At 39.5% G+C, this 20843-nt stretch carries 23 protein-coding genes and 1 other annotated feature; of the genes, 20 read left to right on the forward strand and 3 right to left on the reverse strand.

From position 1 onward, the window contains the following. The first annotated feature begins 7 nt into the window (after positions 1 to 7). The 12 genes from minC (at position 8) to pheA (ending at position 9364) form a co-directional block, all read left to right on the forward strand. Positions 8 to 691 carry a septum site-determining protein MinC gene (minC, locus tag ACXAE4_RS04590; RefSeq protein ID WP_028411717.1) on the forward strand — a complete coding sequence of 228 codons (684 nt, stop codon included), beginning with the start codon at positions 8 to 10 and terminating at the stop codon, positions 689 to 691. A gap of 2 nt (positions 692 to 693) precedes the next feature. Continuing rightward, positions 694 to 1494 (forward strand): septum site-determining protein MinD, encoded by an 801-nt coding sequence (gene minD / locus ACXAE4_RS04595; protein WP_013059341.1) that lies wholly within the window; start codon positions 694 to 696, stop codon positions 1492 to 1494. Between the two features lie 120 nt (positions 1495 to 1614). Continuing rightward, positions 1615 to 2397, forward strand: coding sequence for a M23 family metallopeptidase (locus tag ACXAE4_RS04600; RefSeq protein ID WP_028411716.1), 783 nt, complete (start codon positions 1615 to 1617; stop codon positions 2395 to 2397). Further along, positions 2390 to 3256: a M50 family metallopeptidase gene (locus ACXAE4_RS04605; RefSeq protein WP_289578474.1), complete on the forward strand. Its 867-nt coding sequence runs from the start codon at positions 2390 to 2392 to the stop codon at positions 3254 to 3256. Before ACXAE4_RS04600 ends, ACXAE4_RS04605 begins: the two co-directional genes overlap by 8 nt. An 83-nt stretch (positions 3257 to 3339) precedes the next feature. Continuing rightward, complete coding sequence (locus tag ACXAE4_RS04610; RefSeq protein ID WP_028411714.1) at positions 3340 to 4809, forward strand: Rne/Rng family ribonuclease; 1470 nt, start codon at positions 3340 to 3342, stop codon at positions 4807 to 4809. Positions 4810 to 4887: 78 nt separating this feature from the next. Beyond that, positions 4888 to 4959, forward strand: a sequence feature (ribosomal protein L21 leader region). A 14-nt stretch (positions 4960 to 4973) separates the two neighbouring features. Continuing rightward, on the forward strand, positions 4974 to 5282 hold the full coding sequence (gene rplU, locus ACXAE4_RS04615; protein ID WP_013059337.1) for a 50S ribosomal protein L21: 309 nt from the start codon (positions 4974 to 4976) through the stop codon (positions 5280 to 5282). A gap of 9 nt (positions 5283 to 5291) precedes the next feature. Beyond that, positions 5292 to 5624 carry a ribosomal-processing cysteine protease Prp gene (locus ACXAE4_RS04620; protein WP_289578473.1) on the forward strand — a complete coding sequence of 111 codons (333 nt, stop codon included), beginning with the start codon at positions 5292 to 5294 and terminating at the stop codon, positions 5622 to 5624. Positions 5625 to 5640: 16 nt separating this feature from the next. Continuing rightward, positions 5641 to 5934, forward strand: coding sequence for a 50S ribosomal protein L27 (gene rpmA / locus ACXAE4_RS04625; RefSeq protein WP_013059335.1), 294 nt, complete (start codon positions 5641 to 5643; stop codon positions 5932 to 5934). Positions 5935 to 6105: 171 nt separating this feature from the next. Beyond that, positions 6106 to 6642: a Spo0B C-terminal domain-containing protein gene (locus ACXAE4_RS04630; protein ID WP_028411713.1), complete on the forward strand. Its 537-nt coding sequence runs from the start codon at positions 6106 to 6108 to the stop codon at positions 6640 to 6642. 51 nt (positions 6643 to 6693) lie between these two features. Next, positions 6694 to 7980, forward strand: a complete 1287-nt coding sequence (obgE, locus tag ACXAE4_RS04635; protein ID WP_028411712.1) for a GTPase ObgE — start codon at positions 6694 to 6696, stop codon at positions 7978 to 7980. 33 nt (positions 7981 to 8013) lie between these two features. Further along, positions 8014 to 8463: an ACT domain-containing protein gene (locus tag ACXAE4_RS04640; RefSeq protein WP_028411711.1), complete on the forward strand. Its 450-nt coding sequence runs from the start codon at positions 8014 to 8016 to the stop codon at positions 8461 to 8463. 28 nt (positions 8464 to 8491) lie between these two features. Then, entirely contained in the window at positions 8492 to 9364 is an 873-nt protein-coding gene (gene pheA / locus ACXAE4_RS04645; protein ID WP_028411710.1) for a prephenate dehydratase, read from the forward strand. A gap of 29 nt (positions 9365 to 9393) precedes the next feature. Here pheA and ACXAE4_RS04650 read toward each other — a convergent pair whose 3' ends face one another. Next, on the reverse strand, positions 9394 to 9939 hold the full coding sequence (locus ACXAE4_RS04650) for a transcription repressor NadR (RefSeq protein WP_028411709.1): 546 nt from the start codon (positions 9937 to 9939) through the stop codon (positions 9394 to 9396). A gap of 15 nt (positions 9940 to 9954) precedes the next feature. Next, positions 9955 to 11091 (reverse strand): IscS subfamily cysteine desulfurase, encoded by a 1137-nt coding sequence (locus ACXAE4_RS04655; RefSeq protein ID WP_028411708.1) that lies wholly within the window; start codon positions 11089 to 11091, stop codon positions 9955 to 9957. An 89-nt stretch (positions 11092 to 11180) separates the two neighbouring features. On the opposite strand from ACXAE4_RS04655, the gene nadB reads away from it, so the two are divergent. From nadB to ACXAE4_RS04685, 6 genes are all read left to right on the forward strand, one after another. Beyond that, positions 11181 to 12725 carry an L-aspartate oxidase gene (gene nadB / locus ACXAE4_RS04660; protein WP_028411707.1) on the forward strand — a complete coding sequence of 515 codons (1545 nt, stop codon included), beginning with the start codon at positions 11181 to 11183 and terminating at the stop codon, positions 12723 to 12725. Between the two features lie 35 nt (positions 12726 to 12760). Then, complete coding sequence (gene nadC, locus ACXAE4_RS04665; protein WP_028411706.1) at positions 12761 to 13654, forward strand: carboxylating nicotinate-nucleotide diphosphorylase; 894 nt, start codon at positions 12761 to 12763, stop codon at positions 13652 to 13654. Beyond that, entirely contained in the window at positions 13611 to 14711 is a 1101-nt protein-coding gene (nadA, locus tag ACXAE4_RS04670) for a quinolinate synthase NadA (RefSeq protein WP_028411705.1), read from the forward strand. Before nadC ends, nadA begins: the two co-directional genes overlap by 44 nt. Before the next feature lie 214 nt (positions 14712 to 14925). Further along, positions 14926 to 16206: a SafA/ExsA family spore coat assembly protein gene (gene safA, locus ACXAE4_RS04675; protein ID WP_099000507.1), complete on the forward strand. Its 1281-nt coding sequence runs from the start codon at positions 14926 to 14928 to the stop codon at positions 16204 to 16206. Further along, entirely contained in the window at positions 16196 to 17161 is a 966-nt protein-coding gene (locus ACXAE4_RS04680; RefSeq protein ID WP_223546267.1) for a phosphotransferase, read from the forward strand. The genes safA and ACXAE4_RS04680 overlap by 11 nt, the downstream gene beginning before the upstream one ends. 94 nt (positions 17162 to 17255) lie before the next feature. Further along, positions 17256 to 17915 (forward strand): YhcN/YlaJ family sporulation lipoprotein, encoded by a 660-nt coding sequence (locus ACXAE4_RS04685; RefSeq protein WP_033579658.1) that lies wholly within the window; start codon positions 17256 to 17258, stop codon positions 17913 to 17915. 103 nt (positions 17916 to 18018) lie between these two features. Here the strand turns inward: ACXAE4_RS04685 and ACXAE4_RS04690 are convergent, their stop codons facing one another. Further along, positions 18019 to 19098 carry a YsnF/AvaK domain-containing protein gene (locus ACXAE4_RS04690; RefSeq protein ID WP_028411701.1) on the reverse strand — a complete coding sequence of 360 codons (1080 nt, stop codon included), beginning with the start codon at positions 19096 to 19098 and terminating at the stop codon, positions 18019 to 18021. Positions 19099 to 19389: 291 nt separating this feature from the next. Here ACXAE4_RS04690 and ACXAE4_RS04695 point away from each other — a divergent pair, with 291 nt between their 5' ends. Beyond that, entirely contained in the window at positions 19390 to 19926 is a 537-nt protein-coding gene (locus ACXAE4_RS04695) for a BofC C-terminal domain-containing protein (RefSeq protein WP_028411700.1), read from the forward strand. 296 nt (positions 19927 to 20222) lie between these two features. Continuing rightward, positions 20223 to 20834, forward strand: coding sequence for a Holliday junction branch migration protein RuvA (gene ruvA / locus ACXAE4_RS04700; protein WP_028411699.1), 612 nt, complete (start codon positions 20223 to 20225; stop codon positions 20832 to 20834). Positions 20835 to 20843 lie beyond the last annotated feature (9 nt).

A 20843-nucleotide genomic window follows, 5' to 3' on the forward strand; every position in this document is an offset into this window, starting at 1 on the left:
GAGCGTCTTGAATAAACAAAAGCAACAAAATGTGACAATTAAAGGAACAAAAGATGGATTAACGTTGCATCTCAATGATACATGTTCATTTGCAGAGCTTTTGACGGAACTTAAGACGAAGCTTTTGACAAATAAGCATGGCGATGCCGATCAAATCGTCACAGTGTATGTCAAAATCGGAAATCGTTATTTAACTACAGAGCAGGAAACCGAATTGAAGGCGCTCATAGAAGAAAATCAGTATTTAGTAGTTAAACAAATTGATAGTAACGTTATTTTAAAGCAAGATGCAGTCCGAGTAAGAGAAGAAAGTGAATTAGTATCTGTTACAAAGGTAGTTCGTTCAGGACAGGTTCTCCATGTAGAAGGCGATTTGCTTCTAGTCGGAGACGTAAATCCCGGAGGAACCGTTGTAGCTGGAGGAAATTTATTTGTATTAGGTGCTTTAAAAGGGATTGCTCATGCAGGATATCGCGGCAATAAAAACGCCGTTATTGCTGCATCGTTAATGAAACCTTCACAGCTGCGCATTGCTGATATCATTACCCGATCAGAAGAAGAGCGCAGTGAGAAGGAAGAGAATATAATGGAATGTGCATACTTAGATGATAATGATCAAATGGTGATAGATCGCGTGCAAGCTTTACCGCATCTAAGACCGAATTTGACCAGGGTAGAAAGGAGAATTTGACAGTGGGAGAGGCTATTGTTGTTACGTCTGGTAAAGGTGGAGTTGGAAAAACAACGACATCAGCCAATTTAGGTACTGCTCTAGCATTAGCTGGAAAGCGCGTGTGTCTAGTAGACACTGATATCGGCTTACGCAACTTGGATGTTGTAATGGGGCTTGAAAATCGTATTATTTATGATCTTGTAGACGTGGTAGAAGGTCGATGCCAACCGCAAAAAGCCTTGATTAAGGACAAGCGTTTTGAATGTTTGTACTTACTTCCTGCTGCTCAAACGAGTGACAAAACAGCTGTTCAACCAGAACAAATGCGAGAGTTAGTTCTTCAGTTAAAGCAAGACTATGACTATGTGGTTATTGATTGCCCAGCTGGTATTGAACAAGGCTATAAGAATGCCGTAGCTGGCGCTGATAAGGCACTCGTTGTGACAACACCGGAAGTTTCAGCTGTTCGTGATGCTGACCGTATTATTGGATTATTGGAGCAAGAGGATATCGAATCTCCAAAACTGGTTATTAACCGAATCCGTAGTCATATGATGAAAAATGGAGACATGCTGGACGTGGAAGAAATTTCTCAGCTTCTGGCTGTTGATTTAATTGGAATCGTTGCTGACGATGAAAATGTTATTCGTGCTTCTAACAACGGTGAACCAATTGTCATGGATCCATCAAGCAAAGCATCAATTGCATATCGTAATATTGCAAGACGTATTCTAGGTGAAACGGTTCCTCTTCAATCGTTAGATGAAGAAGATAAGGGAATGTTTGCACGTATTAAACGATTCTTTGGTGTTCGTTCTTAAAAAGCTTCCGATAGAGGAAGCTTTTTTTATTTGTGTGATTTTGTAGAGTCAAGCTGTCATAAGCTCCACGGACAAGTCATATAGTTGATTATACGATAAGAACAAGGAGAATGATGAATCATGAATCGACGTGCTGATGAAATCCGTAAACGAATTGCTGAGCGCAAGCGAAAACAATTAAATACAACGAAGCGTCTTCCTCAAGAACCTCTTCATACGTCCTTAATGAGTGAAGAAGAAAAATATGGATCGATGGATTATTCTGCGGTTGAATACACACCATCAGCAAAGGAATATCACCCGTTATTTCGAAAAGAACGCTTTTTATTTAAAATTTTAGCTTCGGCCTGCTTAGTGTTAATTGTAGGGATTATGTTCAAGAACGCTTCTCCTGCTTTTGAACAGGCCAGAGTGGTGGTTCAACAAACAATGGATAAAGAATTTCAGTTTGCGGCTGTTTCCTCTTGGTATGAAGATAAGTTTGGGAAGCCGTTAACGCTACTGCCGAATAAGGAGTCTAGCAAAACGGAGCAAAGTGTAAGCGGAGAATACGCTACTCCAGCTTCAGGGAAAGTAACGGAAACATTTGCTCAAAGTAAGCAAGGCGTGACGGTTCAAACAGGAGTAGATTCTGTTGTAGAAGCAATGAGTGAAGGTATTGTAAGGTATGTAGGAAAACGTGATGATACTGGGAATACCGTTATTATTCAACATGCCGATGGAACTGAAACTTGGTATGGACAGCTCAAAAAAATCAATGTTAGCATGTATGATTTTGTGAATAAAGGCAAAGAAGTAGGAATTGTGGAAAACAGTAAAAAAGGCGATGCTGGAACGTTCTATTTTGCTATTAAAAAAGGCGATAAGTTTGTGGATCCTAGTCAGGTGATTCAATTTGAATAGTGCTTTTTCGTTATTAATGAAAATTCACATTCATCCATTGTTTTGGGGGATTTTCGTAATTGGTATCTTAACGGCTACGGTAAAGCAGCTTTTTTTGTTATTTATTATTGTAATTATTCATGAACTGGGCCACGCCGTAGCGGCTCAGTGTTTTTCTTGGCGAATTCGTAGAATTATGCTCTTACCTTTTGGAGGAGTAGCAGAAGTAGATGAACATGGTAATCGTCCATTTCGAGAAGAGTTTATTGTGACAATAAGTGGACCTCTTCAGCATCTTTGGATGTTTGGAGCTGCTTTCTTATTAATGAAAATAAATGTGTTGTCTTTGGAAACGTATGAGCAATTTATGTTTCAATGCACAGTAATTTTACTGTTTAACCTTTTGCCCATTTGGCCATTGGACGGAGGGAAGCTGCTTTTTTTAATGTGCAGTCGTTCTTTACCATTTTTAGAAGCGCATAAGCTTGCACTCCGGTTATCAACGTTTTTTTTAGCTATCGGTATTATCTACGCCGTCATTATGCATCCTTTTCAGCTGCACTTATGGATTGTTATTTCATTTTTAATTATATCCGGATATTTGGAATGGAAGAGCAGGCAATTTGTCTACATGCGCTTTTTGTTGGAGAGGTATCATGGAAAAGAGCATCCAATTGGAGCTTTAAAAACGCTAAGTGTATCAACCAGTGAGACGCTCCATCAAGTCCTGCAAAAATTCCAAAGAGGTTGTAAGCATATGATTATTGCTACATCTCAAACAGGCGATCATGTACAAATTGATGAAAATGAACTTTTACACGCTTACTTTGTAGAAAAAAGAACAAATAGCCCACTAGATGAACTTGTAACAGTTTACTGATTTCTAGTAACATAGAATAGAATGAAAAAAGTTCGGTTGCACTGACCGAACTTTTTCCTATGAATTTAGATTAAAGTGAGGCAATGTATGTGAAGGCATGTATCATTAACGCGGCTACTTCTTCCAAACGTATAGCCGTGATAAACGATAAAACACTAGAAAAAATATATTTAGAAGAACAAAGCGAGAATCAAATTATTGGTGATATATATTGGGGTAAAGTCGTAAAAGTCCTGCCGCATATGCAAGCAGCCTTTATCGATATTGGTTTATCAATGAACGGATTTATTCATCGAAATGAACTTGTATCCTATCAGCAGTCAGATAATCCTCACAAGGATCAGCAGCCGATGTCTGCTTTTATTCGTGAAGGAGAAAAAGTATTGGTTCAAGTTGTAAAAGAAGGCATTGGAACAAAAGGGCCGAAGCTGACGGGTATTATTGAATTTTCTTCTGATGAGCTTGTATATTTACCGCACGGAAACTATGTCGCTGTATCCAAAAAAATAGATGAGCCAAAACGCCAACAGTGGAAACAGCTTGGCGAGCGGTTAAAACAGGGGATGGAAGGCTTTTTATTTCGAACAGCGATTGAGGAAAAATCAGAAGCTGCGGTCCAACACAAAATAAAAGAGCTACAGAAGAAATATGAGCGCCTTGAACGACAGACACAGGGAATGAAAGCTCCTGCCCTAGTCAGCAAAGGACAAGATTTTCTCGAAACAAGAGTGCAAGCTGCACTTCAACAAGGAATTGACGGGATAGTAGTAGATGACTTTGACCTATATCAACATTTTCAAGCTGCCTACCCTAACTCGTCAATAGAGTACTATAAAGGAAATGAAAATATTTTCTCCTTTTATGATGTGGAACGGCAAATAGAGAAGCTTTTAAAGCGAATCGTGTGGCTCAAAAGTGGAGGTTATATCGTTATTGACGAAACGGAAGCGATGACGGTCGTAGACGTGAACACGGGGAAGTTTTCAGGAAAAGATAATATTCGAAAGACGATGCTTCAAACAAATATGGAAGCTGCGTATGAACTGTCCAAACAGATGCAATTACGTCACTTAGGCGGCATGATCTTAATTGATTTTATAAATATGTCTCATAAAGAAGATCGGACAGAAGTAGAAAGGTATATGAAAAAGCTATGTGAACAAGATGAAGTGCGGACGAATGTAGTTGGCTTTACAGAGCTCGGCATATTGCAATTAACGCGGAAGAAAGTGCGCAATAGCATTGGGTCAACATTAACTATGCCTTGTGAAGTATGTGAAGGAACCGGTAAAATGATTGATTCCAAAACGGTTGCTTTTCAAATTGAACGTGTAATTTGGGAACATCGCGGCGCGGAAGAAGAGGCTATTTGGATTGAGACGCGAAGTGATGTTATAAATGAAATGAAAGCTCAAGGGTTTCTCAAAGCTCTAGAGAAAATGGTTAAAAAAACCGTATATCTTACGCCAAACGATGATTATACAAACGCATTTGTTTTGCGTCAATTGGGGTCGAAAGAGCAGATTCAAAAAAGGGTCTCTGCTTCTATATAAATTTTTAGAAGAAAACATGAATTCCAATTGACACTAACCTTTGATTTGTAGTAAGATTTAATATGTTGGTTTGTAGCACCCGTGCTACAACCGCTCAGAACAGGTTTTAAGTTCACTTGAACACCTGTGATGGCGAGTCTTAGTTTTTAGAGGAGGTGCAGAGAATGTACGCAATTATTGAAACTGGTGGTAAGCAAATTAAAGTAGAGGCTGGTCAAGCAATCTACGTTGAAAAACTTGCTGGTGAACAAGGCGAAACAGTTACTTTTGACAAAGTATTATTTGTAGGTGGCGACAGCGTGAAAGTTGGTGTTCCTTTCGTAGAAGGTGCAACAGTTACGGCTAAAGTTGAAAAACAAGGTCGCGCTAAAAAGATCACTGTATTTAAATACAAAGCAAAGAAAAACTATCGTCGTAAGCAAGGTCACCGTCAACCTTACACAAAAGTTGTAATCGACGCTATCAACGCGTAATTATAACAAATGATTAAGGTGACGATTTCTCGTGATGCAAATAAGAAAGTTGACGGGTTCACGATGAGTGGACATGCTGACTTTTCCGAACACGGAAAAGATCTTGTTTGTGCGGGAGCATCTGCAGTTTCATTTGGAACAATTAATGCTATCTTTTCAATAAGTGGGGTTGAACCGCACTTAGAGCAAGGTGGAGATGGTGGCTATCTCCGTTGTGAGATTCCGAAAGATGTGAATTCGTTCACATTGGAACAGATTCAATTGCTATTAGAAGGTATGGTTGTTTCACTGAAAACGATCGAATTAGATTACAGTAATTATATAAAAATTAACGACAACTAAACAGGAGGTGGATGTCATGTTAGTAAGATTAGACCTTCAATTCTTCGCTTCTAAAAAAGGAGTAGGTAGTACTAAAAACGGTCGTGATTCAATCTCGAAACGTCTTGGTGCTAAACGTGCTGATGGCCAATTCGTATCTGGTGGTTCAATTTTATACCGTCAACGCGGTACTAAAATTTACCCAGGTGCAAACGTAGGTCGTGGTGGAGATGATACTTTATTCGCTCAAATCGACGGTATCGTTAAATTTGAACGTTTCGGTCGTGACCGTAAAAAAGTATCTGTATACCCTGTTGCTCAAGAAGCATAAGATACAAAAAGAAAACTCTAACCCAAGTAGGTTAGAGTTTTCTTTTTGTAGAATATTTCACCTATTACCCATTGGAATTTGTTATAATCGAACATATCTAAGAAGATTGATACGAGATGTTTGTCAGCGTTGTGAAATACTTATGCTCGAGTCAAAGTTAGGAGTGCTAAGATGGAAAAAGAATGGGATGTCGTAGAGGTATTAAGATACGCGCGGCATGATTGGTTAAATAAGCTGCAATTAATCAAAGGCAATCTAGCGTTGAATCGGCTTGATCGAGCGAATGAAATCATTGAAGAAATTGTAAATGAATCCAAACATGAATCCAAGTTAACAAACATCAATATGCGACTGTTTGCGGGCTTTGTTATGACCTATCATTGGAATAACCATGCTGTTCGCTTAGATGTGGAAGTGCTTGGAGAATTGAAGGATTTATCACAATACGATGAGTTCGTATACAACTGGTGTTGCTATTTGACAGAAGCACTCGAAAAATATGTTGATTATCATGCAGAAAACTATTTGAGTATTTCAGTATGCATTGAAGAACAGGGAATTCGTTTCTTTTTTGACTTTAGTGGAATACTAACAGATATACAGAAGCTACAAAACAAGCTACAATGTTATGAGTGCGCTCAAGGAGCTGCATTGGTTGAACAGCATATGTCTGAAGATGAATTTAGCCTTATGCTCACAATAAGTTAAAAGCGCTTTTGCTATGGCAAGAGCTAAGATATAGAACGGAGTGAAAAAGAAATGTTTGTAGATCAGGTCAAGGTATATGTAAAAGGTGGCGACGGAGGAAATGGAATGGTTGCCTTCCGTCGCGAAAAGTACGTACCAAAAGGAGGTCCTGCAGGTGGTGACGGTGGTCACGGTGCAGATGTCATTTTTGAAGTAGAAGAAGGATTACGTACGCTGATGGATTTCCGCTATAAGCGTCACTTTAAAGCAAGCCGTGGTGAACATGGAATGTCAAAAGGACAGCACGGACGTAACGCTGAGCCGATGATTGTAAAAGTTCCACCAGGTACCGTTGTGTTGGATGAAGATACGAACGAAACGATTGCTGATTTAGTTGAGCACGGCCAGCGCGCAGTGATTGCTAAAGGTGGACGCGGAGGGCGTGGGAATACGCGTTTTGCTACACCTGCAAATCCAGCACCGGAGCTTTCAGAAAATGGAGAGCCAGGTAAAGAGAGAAATGTCATTCTTGAATTAAAAGTATTAGCCGATGTAGGATTAGTTGGTTTCCCAAGTGTTGGAAAGTCAACGTTATTATCCGTAACGTCTGCTGCAAAGCCAAAAATTGCTGAATATCATTTTACAACAATTAATCCGAATTTGGGAGTAGTTGAAACAGAAGATAATCGCAGTTTTGTGATGGCAGATTTACCAGGGCTAATCGAAGGTGCACATGAAGGTGTAGGATTAGGTCATCAGTTTTTACGTCACATTGAACGTACCCGCGTGATTGTCCATGTAATCGATATGTCAGGTTTAGAAGGCCGTGATCCATATGAAGATTACTTAACTATTAATGAAGAGCTGCGTCAGTATAATATGCGTTTAACGGAACGTCCGCAAGTAGTGGTAGCAAATAAAATGGATATCCCGCAAGCCGAAGAGAATTTAGCTGCATTCAAAGAAAAAGTAGGGGACGAAGTGAAAATCTTTCCAATTTCTGCGGCAACGCGTGATGGAATACGCGAACTGTTATTTACAGTAGCTGATCTTGTAGAAACGACGCCGGAATTCCCAATGCAAGAAGAGGAAGATCTATCTATGCACCGCGTACTGTACAAGCATGAAAAGAAAGAAGTGGAATTTGTTATTACGCGTGATAGCGATGGCTCATACGTATTAAGCGGTGAAAAAATCGAAAAATTATTCAAGATGACTGACTTCTCACGTGAAGAATCAGTTCGTCGATTCGCGCGCCAGCTTCGAGGCATGGGCGTCGATGAAGCCCTTCGTGAACGAGGAGCAAAAGATGGCGACATTGTAAAGCTGTTTGAATATGAATTTGAATTTATCGACTAATTGTTGTTCATAGGATAAGGGGAGGGGCTTTACTTGCATAAGAGCGATAAGCAGTTTTATTTAGTTCGCGAAGATGTATTACCAGAAGCGATGAAAAAAACATTGGATGCGAAGCTGTTAATTGAACGGGGAAAAGCTGAGTCGGTAGCAGATGCTGTACAAGCCGTAGACTTGAGTCGCAGTGCTTTTTATAAGTACCGCGACACGGTCTTTCCGTTTCAGACGGTTGTCAAACAGCGCATTATTTCACTATTTTTTCATATTGAAGATCGATCAGGAACTTTATCACATTTATTGAGCACCGTTGCATCATCAGGATGCAATGTGCTAACAATTCACCAAACCATCCCTTTACAAGGGCGTGCCAACGTAACTCTTTCATTAGATACAGCAAGTATGAGTGTTGAGTTAAATGAAATGCTGCGAAGACTGAAAAGCTTAGAGTTTGTAGATAAAGTGGACGTGCTTGGTTCAGGGGCATAATGGTAAACAGATATAGATAAGGAGAGGCATGATTGTGGGGAAAGTAGGATATTTAGGACCAAAGGCAACATTTACACATGTGGCCGTCCAAGGCGTATTTAAACAGCACGACCATATTCCATACAAAACAATTCCAGCATGCATTGATGCAGTGGATAAAGGAGAGATTGAGTATGGAATTGTACCGTTAGAAAATGCACTTGAAGGATCTGTAAATTTAACACTTGATTATCTTATTCACGAACGTCGTCTGCCGATTGTTGGAGAAATTGTGCTTCCAATTCGTCAGCATTTAATGGTTCATCCATCTCATGCAGAACAGTGGAAAAACATTGAAACGATTTATTCTCATCCTCATGCAATTGCGCAGTGTCATAAATTTTTACACGGAGAATGTACGTCAACTGCAGTAGAAGAGATGACATCAACGGCGTTTGCTGCTAAATATGTAAGCGAACACCCTGAGCTTAATATTGGAGCTATTGCGAATGGATTAGCAGCCCGTGAATATGGATTACATATTGCTTGCCCGAATATTCATGATTATGATCATAATACAACAAGGTTTGTTATTTTGCATAAAGATGGAGGGCAAGAGGTGCCATTTTTAGCTGGAAACGGGTGCAAGACAACGTTAATGATTACACTTCCATCTGATCAGGCAGGAGCGCTTCATCAAGTGCTTTCAGCTTTCTCCTGGCGTAAGCTAAATCTGTCTAAAATTGAATCCCGTCCCATGAAAACAGGGCTTGGAAACTATTTCTTTATCGTTGATATTGAACAAAAAATGGATGAAGTATTAATCCCTGGGGCTATGGCTGAACTTGAGGCACTGGGCTGTAGCGTAGAGCTGTTAGGAAGCTATCCTCATACACTACTTGAAACAGAAATCCCGCTTTAAAGCGGGATTTTTTTTGTTATAACACCTTTTTACTCATTCGAAACTAAATAACCTTCCGCTTCAAGAGCTAAGCAGGCAGCATTCAGTTTTTCAATTGTATCTGCTTCAATCGTATGAAGGTGAATCCCCTCTGTTAACTGAGATAAATAAGTTGCGTTTGTTTCTTGAATTTTTTTTATGAACGTTTCTACTTCTTTTCGGGTTTGAATCATAACGGAAGCCGTTAATTCACCATACACAGGGTGTTCAACGGTTACATTTTTTACAAGAACGCCGTGGTCAACAAGCAGGAGAAGCTCCTTTTCAGCATCTTCTGGCGTATGCTGACAGGCAATAATTCGCTGATGCACGGTAGTTTGAGATGGATTTTGAATATAAATATATCCTTGGCTTGTTGCGATAATGGGCTCATTTTTAGCTTTAAGCAGCGAAATATCTTGTACAATGACTTGGCGGCTAACGTTTGTTCTTTTCGAAAGCTCACTGCCCGTCATTGGTTTATTCTCTGTTTGTAACCATTGTAGAATAAGTTCTCTTCTTTCTTCTCCAAGAATTTTTTTTTGAGTTCCTGGCACCTTTAATCCCTCCTTTTACACTGTCATAAATTCTTGCTGTAATAAATGAAAAACGGATATGAGTCGATCAATATGCTTAAACGTTGAATGTTGACTAAATGAAAGACGTACAAAGTTCTTAGCATTCGCAGTCGATTTGCCAATCGCAAGTAAAGAAGCTAATGGTTCCTGCTGATTTACATGGCAGGCACTTCCCGTAGATATAGCAATTCCGTGACGATTACATTGTAACATAACATATTGACCCTGTATGTTTGAAAATGTCAGTCCAATAATTCCAGGAAAATGAGAGTTCCCAAGGCCTTCTACCTCTATAAAAGGAGCAAGAGATTCTAGTTTTTCCAGTAAGTACGATTTTAAGCGCTCATAATGGCTTCTGGCGGTCTTCATTTCTGCATATGCGCATTCAGCTGCTGCAGTAAAGGCAGCAATGCCTGTGGTATTTACAGTCCCAGGGCGAAAGCCTTTTTCATGAGTTGCTTTATGATAAATAGGCTTCCAAGAAGAACTTGAATTCATGTATACCATTCCTACACCTTTTGGTCCGTAAATTTTATGACTAGAAACTGAGATGCTATCAGCTTTCAGCTTTTTAACATCAATAGGAAGCTTACCGAAAGATTGAACACAATCACAGTGAAAGAGAATTTCTTTTTTAGATAAAAAATGGCCAATATCCTCAACTGGCTGAATTGTACCGAGCTCATGATTGATATGCTGAATGGCTACTAGCACAGTGTCAGGTCGAATCGTCTTCTTTAAGTCGTCTACAGACACAACGCCGTTTTGATCTACAGGTACGTAAGATAAGGAAAAGCCTTCTTTTTCAAGCTGCTGCAACGTATGAAGAACTGAAGAATGTTCAAGCTTCGTTGTAACCAAATGTTTTCGTTTGCTAGTGTTTCCTTTTAAAAGAGAGTGGATAGCTAAGTAATTAGCTTCTGTTCCCCCGCTTGTAAAAAAAAGATCATCCTCTCGGCAATTTACTAACAGACTTAATTTTTTTCTGCATAGTGTAAGCAGATTCTCTGCTTGTGTTCCAAGTGTGTGAAGACTGCTGGAATTTCCATAATAGCTCGTTGCCGCTTCAGTATATACCTCAATTGCTTCTTGTCTCATTGGCGTTGTTGCTGCATAGTCCAGATAAATCATTTTCTCCCCCCGATAAAAAAACTTCTTGTCTTTCATTTAATAATATGTAAATATAGGTGTCAAGACACATGTAAATAAAGAGGTGTAAAATGTTAGAGACGGATGTTTTAATTATTGGAAGCGGATTAGCAGCGTTTTCTGCAGCTTATGAACTGTGTCGTCATAACAGAGTTGTAATGGTAACGAAAGGGAAAATTGACCGCAATAACTCAGTTCTTGCTCAAGGCGGAGTAGCAGCTGCTATTGGAAGCAGCGATCACTGGAGTGAACATCTCTATGATACGTTGATTGCGGGCAATAAGCATTGCAATGAACAAGCGGTACGCACTTTAGTGGAAGAAGGTGCGGCTGTAGTAAATGAATTGATTCATAAAGGAATGAAGTTTGATAAAAATCCAGATGGTACGCTGCATTTTGGAAAAGAAGGAGCCCATCGTGTCAATCGTATTCTGCATGCAGGTGGGGATGCAACAGGACAAGCGCTGTTCGCTTTTTTGAAAAAAGAAGTACTGCCATATATTACAGTGATTGAAAACGAAATGATTCAGCATTTAGTAACTGTAGATGGAACGTGTAGAGGTGCTATCGGACAAGGTGAAAACAACAAAATTACTATATATTATGCTCGCCAAACCATTATTGCTACCGGAGGAATCGGCGCTTTGTACAAGCATACATCTAACCAGCCGCTTGCGACAGGAGATGGGCTAGCGCTTGCGTACAGGGCTGGAGCAAAATTAGCGGACTTAGAATTTGTTCAGTTTCATCCGACCCTTTTGTATCAAAAGGAAGCGAAAGGTCTAGTATCCGAAGCGGTTCGAGGTGAAGGTGGTGTACTGGTAAATGAATGGAATGAACGCATAATGGAAGGCGTTCATCTCTTTAAGGATTTAGCACCGCGAGATGTTGTAGCAAGGACGATTTTTAATGAAATGAAAAAAGGAAGATCCGTATTTTTAGACATTGAAAAAGTGGCTCATTTTGAACAAAAATTTCCTACGATTACGGCACTGTGTCGAAAGTATAAAATTCAATTGGACAAAAAACGAATACCTGTTACTCCGGGCGCACATTTTTTAATGGGTGGAATTGAAGTAGATGCTTACGGACAAACAAGTGTTGAAGGATTGTATGCCGTGGGGGAAGTTTCTTCTACAGGCGTTCATGGAGCAAATCGTCTAGCAAGCAATTCATTGTTAGAGTGTCTTGTATTCGGAAAACGGGCAGGGCGTCATATTTTACATAAAGCGAGAACGGTATCTCGTTATACTCCCGTTCGTTACGTCTATAAAGGCATGCCTAAAATACTGCCTGCCACAAGACAAATTCAGCATAAAATGATGGATTGTGTAGGAATCATTCGTCATGAAAACGAATTGGCTACCATTGTGCATGAATTCACAAATTATTTGGATGGAATACCTCTTGATCAAGAAGTTATATATTCGAGGGAAGCTGCAACCATCTGCAATATGCTAACTGCAGGTCTGCTTATTGCCGAGTCCTCTCTTGCAAGAAAAGAAAGTAGAGGAGGTCATTACCGAAGTGACTTTCCGCATGAAAAGCAAGAGTGGGAGCATAAGCGAATTATTAAGCAGTCTGCTGCTTCAACAAAACAATCATTGATTTTATAAGCAAGGAAATCTAAAAAGAAAGGTGAGGTAGCATAATGAACACGTTGAAATTACAAACACTGTTGCATTCTTTTTTTATAGAAGACATTGGAGATGGAGATATAACTTGTGAAGCTATTTTTTCTCCGTCTGACCAAGGGAAGGCTGTGTTTACGGCAAAGCAATCAGGTATTATCGCAGGAGTGGAATTGATTAAAGAAGGATTTCATTTAATAGACCCTAATGTGAAAGTGGATTTCGAAAAAAAAGATGGAGATGTTCTTAAGCCTGGAGATAAAATAGCTGCCGTTTCAGGATCCGTGCGATCTATTTTGACCGGTGAACGGGTAATTTTAAACTTACTTCAAAGAATGAGCGGCATTGCCACGATGACGCACAAAGCCGTAGCGATGCTTGGCAGCTCACATACCCGCATATGTGACACGCGAAAAACAACGCCTGGTCTGCGAATGTTAGAGAAGTATGCCGTTCGTGCTGGAGGAGGTTATAATCATCGTTTTGGCTTGTACGATGGCGTCATGTTAAAAGATAACCATATTGCACATGCAGGATCTATTCTAGACGCTGTTGTGAGAGTAAGAGAGCAGCTTGGACATATGGTTAAGGTGGAAGTAGAAATTGAAAATAAAAGTCAATTGCTAGAAGCAATAGAGGCAGGAGCAGATGTCATTATGTTCGATAACTGTTCTCCAGAAGTCATTAAAGATTGGATACCGCTGGTTCCCGCTCATATTGTCACAGAAGCATCCGGTGGAATTACGCTTGGCACGCTCCATTCTTTTAGAGACAGCGGAGTGGACTATATTTCACTTGGAGCTTTAACGCATTCAGCAGGGTCTATCGATATCAGCTTGGACTTATTAACAGAAAGGGGAACAGAAAATGATGAGTTTATTACAAACGCTTCAGCAGCAAACGCTGCCCGCTAAATATACGGAGCTCACAGAAAATGAAATGAAAAGAAGAGTATTAGAAATCAAGAAAAAACTCGGAAGCAAATTGTTTCTGCTCGGCCACCATTATCAAAAAGACGAAGTGTACGAGTTTGCAGATGCGGTAGGAGACTCCTTACAGCTGGCTCAAATAGCGGCTGAAAATAGAGAAGCTGAGCATATTGTGTTTTGCGGCGTTCACTTCATGGCAGAAACAGCTGATATTTTAACAGATGAAAACCAAAAAGTCATTTTACCCGATATGCGAGCTGGCTGTTCAATGGCTGATATGGCTACTATTCAGCAAACAGAAAAGGCATGGCCTGTCTTGCAGGATCTTTTCGGAGATACGATTATTCCGCTTACGTATGTAAATTCTACAGCTGCAATTAAATCTTTTGTAGGCGAACATGATGGTGCAACAGTAACATCTTCAAATGCAAAAAATATGGTGGAGTGGGCATTTTCTAAAAAAGAGCGCATTCTCTTTTTACCAGATCAGCATTTGGGCAGAAACACAGCTTATGATTTAGGTGTTGGACTAGATGAAATGGCCATTTGGAATCCTATTGAAGAAATGCTCGAATATGAAGGCGATATAAACAACATCAAGGTGATTCTATGGAAAGGTCACTGTTCTGTGCACGAAAATTTCACGGTTAAAAATATTGATTATTTACGCGAGAAGCAGCCTGAGATGAATATTATTGTTCATCCGGAGTGTTCCTATGAAGTGGTGCAAAAATCAGATTATGCAGGTTCTACAAAATATATTATTGATACAATTGAAAAAGCTCCTTCAGGCTCTAAATGGGCCATTGGCACGGAAATGAACTTAGTGAAACGGATTATCAACAGTCATCCGGATAAAGAAATTGTTTCGCTTAATCCCTATATGTGTCCTTGTTTGACGATGAACCGAATTGATTTGCCTCACTTGCTGTGGGCTTTAGAAAGCATTGAAGAAGGAATAGAAGTAAATCAAATCAAGGTAGATAAGCATACAGCGCAAGGTGCAATCAAAGCGCTAACGAATATGCTAGAACGAGCATAAAGATTTTTAAGACAATTGAAAAGAGAAGGTCTAAAAGAAGACTTATTGACATATTGTTTGTGTTGATAAGTCTTTTTTTCTTTATCATAAAAACTTGAACCAAACTGTGGGCAAAATGAATAAAAAAATGGTTCAAGGCATATCTTGTGATGAACAAACAGAACTTACTTTGATTTTGCACATATAGATGGCAGAGACTCTACTCGGGAGGGGAATGACGTTGAAAATCCATATCGTTCAAAAAGGGGATACCCTTTGGAAAATCGCTGAAAAGTATGGGGTTAATTTTGAAGAGTTAAAAAAAGCGAATTCTCAATTAAGCAATCCAGACATGATCATGCCTGGAATGAAAATTAAAGTGCCGACAAGCGGAGTGCCTGTTCAAAAAGAAGGAGCTCCTTCACCTGGTATAAAAGAAATGCCTAAAGTTCAACACCCTTATAGTGACCAATCCACTAAAGCTTATCCAGTAACGGAAATTGATGAAAGTTCAGATGACAATAAATCAGCTAATCAGCCTGCTCAGACGCCCTTTATGCAGCCGATAAAAGAAGCACCAATTGCGCAGCCAAAGAAAGAAGCACCGATTGCTCAACCGAAAAAGGAAGCGCCCATTGCGCAGCCAAAGAAAGAAGCGCCGGTCGCGCAGCCTAAAAAAGAGGCACCAATTGCGCAGCCTAAAAAAGAAATGCCTGTTGCACCAAAGCTTCCTAAATTAAAGCCGATTGCACCTGAGATTGATATTAACAACTATTACACGGTTAATATGGCGATGCAGGCTCCAAAAAAAGAAGCGCCAAAAGAACTGCCAAAGCATGAATCGCCAGAAAGTCCTGAAATGGAGAGTATCGAAATGCCTCCTCAAATGCCATGTTATCCAATCACGCCGATATCGCCTGTGATGCCAGGCTACGGATTTAATTATATGCCGTGTCATCCGCCAATGTATGCACCACAGCCGTATCCAATGCCAATGTATCAACAGGCTCCAATGTATCATCACGGTTATGAAAACGAATCGTTTGAAGAACATGCAATGGGTGCTCATATGGCACCGATGCCAATGTATCCAATGATGCCACACAGCTGCTATGGACCGGTACAATGCTCTCCTTGTCCGCCTCCATGGGGATATCAGCAGCCCGTTTATCCGGCCTATCATCAAGCACCAATGTATCCACAAGTACAGGGAGCCATGACAGGTGGACATTATGAAAGTTCTTCGGAAGGTTTTGGAAACGTGCCTTACCATTATGGGCAGCACTATGTCCCACAGCAGCAAGGAGACTGCGGCTGCGGTGAACCAAGACCTGACGACTATGCCACACAGCAGCCTTATCCACAGTATCAGCAGCCGGTACCTTACGGCTTTCAGGATCCAAGGGCACTCTATCCAGCCCCATATGGCATGATTGGTGTACCTCCGTATCCTGCGTTTGACCCAAATGCATTTAGTATTCCAGAATATGATGAGTACGACGAAGATGAAGATTGATTATTATAGACGAGACGATTTTAATTTAAATCGTCTCTTTCTCTATTTGAAAAAAAGAGATATTCACGTTGAGACCTACCGTATGAAAAAGCCTCACGTCATCATCGCGGATACGAATAAAGGAAGAAAAGTAATAAAAGCATACAGAGACAAAGGTAAAATTGAACATGTTTATCACGTTTTATCTCAAATTAAGCAGGGGTATGCGGTTAATTTTGAAACTTACCCAGAAGGTGAACTTTATATAAAGGACCGTCATTTGTATTGGGCGATGATGCCCTTTGTTAAGCAAGTAAAAGAGATAACGTACGAAAGTTTTCAGGATCGGGAAGAGGTATTACAAACATTGATCCGCTATCATGGAGAAGTTCGTAAAAAGAAAATAGCTGCGTATACAAAGCTTCCTGAATATGATCTTATTTTAAAATGGAAAAAGCGGCTTTCCTCTTTTCGAGAAACGTCGTATATATTTAAAGAGTGTAATCAATTTCATGTATATAAAGATATTGTGACTTGGGGGGAAAAAGCTTTAGTTTTAATGGAGCGTTTCAGAGATAGTCAGTTGAACCACTCCATTATTCATGGTGACGTTGCTTCACATAATTTCTTGAAAACAAACCACTTGGGTATTGTTATGATTGATTTTGACTTAGCGGCTAAAGCTCCTGCTCTTTATGACTATGTTCAGCTGGCCCAGCGCTTTTTGCCTTACGTCCAGTGGTCGATGAAAGAACTACTTCAACACTCGAAAATAAAAGAATTAAGCAAGCAGCGTTTTTTTCTTGCTTCTTTGCTATTTCCATCGATGCTGATGAGAAACTGGAATATAAACCCCTCTGCTTTATCATGGGCAAACCGTCAAAGGTTAATGCAGCAATCAGTTGAAGAATGGTCACAGCGTACACGGTTTTATCGAGTGATTTACCAGCACTTACAAAACCTACATGACATGTAAAGAGTTTATAAACACTTCATCGAATAAGAAACGGCTTGTCTTTTAATCCTAATAGTAAGCTCAGAGTAAATAGAGCTTAAATTAGGGGGCGATTATGTTGAATAGGTATGTAGCAACTTCTTTAGCTTTTGCATGTATGATGGGACTTGGCGCTTGCAATAACAAAGACCAAGGTATGGAACAACGCTATACAGATACGACACAGCCTGTTGGGTATCATACAAATGAAAAAGCGAATGAACATCGCGTAGATAATCCGAAAGGTCCAATGACTGAAGTTTTAGATGGGAATGGAACACCTAATTATCCGTTAAACGTAAGTGATGGACGTTTTGACAATCCGACAAACCCTTATGGAAACATCAATAATACAAATGATCGTACAAATGGCGTGGCTAATATGTATTACGGTGAAGATTATCCAAGAGACTTTACGGAAAAAGTGGCTGATCGAGCTGCAAGCGTTAAAGGTGTAGAAAATAGTCGCGCCGTTGTCCGTGGAGATCAGCTATTAGTTGCTGTGGATCCTGCCAAAGACATAAATAACGGCCGTTTAAGACAAAATGTGCTCGATAAAGTAAAGCCTATTGCGAAGGACTACAATGTTCAAGTAAAAGTAGATCACGATGTATTTATGAATGCTCGTTCTCTTGATGACGATATTCGAAATGGAAAAGACCGAAATACGATTCAAACTAATTTCAATGGTCTATTTGAATCAGTCGATGAGAATGTCAATCATAAACATCGTTAAATGAAGAAGCAGCTGTCTGTGAAGGGCGGCTGTTTTTTTGATGAGAATACATATAAAAAAGCTGCCATTGAAGCCAGGCAGCTATTCCTCGAACATGTAACTATTAATTTTTCTTGTTAGAAGCAGATTTGTTTGTTGTTTTAGATTCCGCTTCTTCATTTTGAGCGTTAGTTTCGTTTTGTTTGAGGCGACCTTCTCTTTTTTTCGTATCTGCTGGTGCCGTAGCGACACTCTTTGTATTTTTAACATTTTTTGCAGAAGAGCTTGTCTTATTAGCTTGTGTGTTTGGCTTCTCGTTGTTAGTTGTCTGACTATTTTCGTATTCAGCTTCCACGTCGCTTGCTAGAGCTGCAGAAACTTGAGCGTAAGTATGGTCTGTATAGTTCATCATATTTTCGTATACTTCAGGGCTCGCGAGTCCATCAGGTTCTACGCTTGCTTCTTCTTTCTTAATCGTTTCAGTCCATTCTTTTGTTTCTTGAATAAGTTTTTTTCCTATAATTACTTCTTCAACAATAACTGGTCTTTTGGTTATTTCTACTCGTTCTTCCATGATTGGAACACGAATAATTTCATCTTCTGTAAGTGGGCCAGCGTTATAGTCTCCGTCAATTACAGGGCGGCGTTCAATATAAAACTCTTCTCTTGTAACAGGAACGTGTACAGTTCTTTCTTCCTCTATTACTTTTTTGTGGAGTTTTACTTCACCTACTTGAACGCGTTCTTTTAAGACATCTAATTTTTCTTCACGCAGTTGGACAGCTCTATGCTCGTTGTGTTCCGTATAGGTTCCGTACGCTGGAGTTTGTTCAGAGCTTACGGCATCTATCAAAATTAGAATTTTACCAGCAGCTACATCTGTCTCGCACTGCACGGCTGAGATGTCTGGGATGCCCATGCGGATTAATTTTGATTTCAAGCCGCTTCCTTGTTTGAGCCCCATGCCGCCTGTCATCATGGTAAAAAAGTTATCCATCATGACGCCAGCTAATGAACTTACGGCAGGCGAACCAGCTTCAATAATTACATTTGTATCATGACCTATTTGAAATGTATTGCTTTTACTATTAGAAATGACCATGATGTCTGTTTCTCGATAACCTTGACGTTTTAAATTATGGATAACATCTAAAGCTTCTTTTTCTGAAAAAAAAGTTCCGACTACACGTTTATTCATTCTCATTACTTCAGCTCCCTTTTTTATGAAAATAGATAATAGAAGTCCTTACAATTACTTCCACTATGTACATACCCTGCGAAAATTTAATTAAAACGTTTAAGAGAAAATTTTACAAATAGTGTGCAAATGTAACAAATACTCCATGTTTTCTTAACATAATATCGTGAAAAGGATTCGCTTCATAAAATAAGAGGATAAAAGAAAATAAGTAGGTCAAACTATTAGTGTAGATTTTCACAAAACCTTTTTGGATAATACTAAAAAGAGTATGATTAACGTGTGAGGTGAAGGTGAGTGAAGAAAGTCATTCATCAAGCAGCTTTTTTAATGCTAGTAAGTATTGTGCTTTGTATAATGCCATACCGTGCAGATGCGAATGAAAAGGAGCCGATGACATTATTTCTTGAGCGCGTGTATGTGGATGGAGTCGTAAGTCAAGAGATGATCAAAAGCCCTTCTATGACAAAAAAACAATTAATGAAAAAATATAAAAATTGGCGACTGCTTAAAGAAACCGATCGAGAGCTAGTTTTTAGAACAAGCATAGACGATATTTCACCTATTTTAAAAGACAACGGCTACGTAGGGCTTTCTGTTAACGGTATTCTCTCAGCATTTGAAGGCAAGCCAGCTTCGTCGCAGCACATTATACAGTCGTTTTTTCAAATTGACATCAAAAGGCTTGAAAGCTATCAGCATGAACAATTAAAGAAAGGTATTCGCGTTCAATCAAAAGATGAATATCTTTCCCTCATTAATTTCTATAAAATCTATCAGCTCCAGCAGCGGCCGCTTTCGATCAAGCAGCCGTTTTTTAGTATGGTAAAATAATTATTGAATTCAACATTCTAAATTGCTTCTATTTGCTTTTGGCGATATGTTAAAATGGTATTCAGCAGTCTAGTATTGTATATAACTTAAAAGGTCATTCATCAATAAAAGTGGGCGGTTCTATTTTTTACAGCTATTGTAAAAGTGGGTTGAGAAAGATGAAAAGAGGCGAACGTTCTCTTGAACGTCTTTTTAAAAGGAACTGTAAAGGAAAATAGAGAACGATGCGGGCAGGACTCTTCATAGGTAAGATGGAAGGTCACTGCCCGCGCGTACGTGAGTAAGGAGAGAGCTTATTGTTTGATTATATCAAAGGCACGGTTACATATATAAATCCTGAGTATATAGTAATTGAAAACAACGGAATAGGCTATCAGGTCTTTACGCCGAATCCATACGTGTTTTCAATTGATGAACAACCAAAAACGGTTTACACCTATCAATATGTAAGAGAAGATGTAATTGCACTTTACGGGTTTGCTTCGCGAGAACAAAAGGATTTATTTATGAAGTTAATTAGCGTGTCAGGAATCGGCCCAAAAGGCGGTTTAGCTATTTTAGCGTCAGGTAATCCAGCGCAGGTTGTCCAAGCTGTGGAGGAGGAAGACGAGAAGTTTTTAGTTAAGTTTCCAGGAGTAGGTAAAAAAACAGCTCGACAGATGATTCTAGATTTAAAAGGAAAGCTGCATGATATTGTGCCAGATGCCGTTCCTTCTTTATTTGCAGATTTGGACGCACAAGAAGTCAAATCTCAAAGTTCAGAAGCACTCGATGAAGCGATTGAAGCACTTAAAGTATTAGGTTACGCAGAAAGAGAAATCAAAAAAATTGTTCCAGCTTTAATGAAGGAAACGATGACAACAGATCAGTATATTAAAGAAGCGCTAAAACGATTATTGAAACAATAAGTAAGGGAG

It is taken from the genome of Priestia sp. ABM2_011, assembly GCF_056158845.1.

Excerpts from the sequence above, each read along its gene's own strand:
- pheA (WP_028411710.1), top strand. The coding sequence starts at position 8,492 with ATGATTGTGGGGAAAGTAGGATATTTAGGACCAAAGGCAACATTTACA.
- nadC (WP_028411706.1), top strand. The coding sequence starts at position 12,761 with ATGAACACGTTGAAATTACAAACACTGTTGCATTCTTTTTTTATAGAA.
- ACXAE4_RS04680 (WP_223546267.1), top strand. The coding sequence starts at position 16,196 with ATGAAGATTGATTATTATAGACGAGACGATTTTAATTTAAATCGTCTC.
- ACXAE4_RS04690 (WP_028411701.1), bottom strand. The coding sequence starts at position 19,098 with ATGAGAATGAATAAACGTGTAGTCGGAACTTTTTTTTCAGAAAAAGAA.
- ACXAE4_RS04685 (WP_033579658.1), top strand. The coding sequence starts at position 17,256 with ATGTTGAATAGGTATGTAGCAACTTCTTTAGCTTTTGCATGTATGATG.
- ACXAE4_RS04610 (WP_028411714.1), top strand. The coding sequence starts at position 3,340 with ATGTATGTGAAGGCATGTATCATTAACGCGGCTACTTCTTCCAAACGT.
- safA (WP_099000507.1), top strand. The coding sequence starts at position 14,926 with ATGACGTTGAAAATCCATATCGTTCAAAAAGGGGATACCCTTTGGAAA.
- ACXAE4_RS04630 (WP_028411713.1), top strand. The coding sequence starts at position 6,106 with ATGGAAAAAGAATGGGATGTCGTAGAGGTATTAAGATACGCGCGGCAT.
- ACXAE4_RS04620 (WP_289578473.1), top strand. The coding sequence starts at position 5,292 with ATGATTAAGGTGACGATTTCTCGTGATGCAAATAAGAAAGTTGACGGG.
- rplU (WP_013059337.1), top strand. The coding sequence starts at position 4,974 with ATGTACGCAATTATTGAAACTGGTGGTAAGCAAATTAAAGTAGAGGCT.
- ACXAE4_RS04600 (WP_028411716.1), top strand. The coding sequence starts at position 1,615 with ATGAATCGACGTGCTGATGAAATCCGTAAACGAATTGCTGAGCGCAAG.
- nadA (WP_028411705.1), top strand. The coding sequence starts at position 13,611 with ATGAGTTTATTACAAACGCTTCAGCAGCAAACGCTGCCCGCTAAATAT.
- rpmA (WP_013059335.1), top strand. The coding sequence starts at position 5,641 with ATGTTAGTAAGATTAGACCTTCAATTCTTCGCTTCTAAAAAAGGAGTA.
- obgE (WP_028411712.1), top strand. The coding sequence starts at position 6,694 with ATGTTTGTAGATCAGGTCAAGGTATATGTAAAAGGTGGCGACGGAGGA.
- nadB (WP_028411707.1), top strand. The coding sequence starts at position 11,181 with ATGTTAGAGACGGATGTTTTAATTATTGGAAGCGGATTAGCAGCGTTT.
- ACXAE4_RS04655 (WP_028411708.1), bottom strand. The coding sequence starts at position 11,091 with ATGATTTATCTGGACTATGCAGCAACAACGCCAATGAGACAAGAAGCA.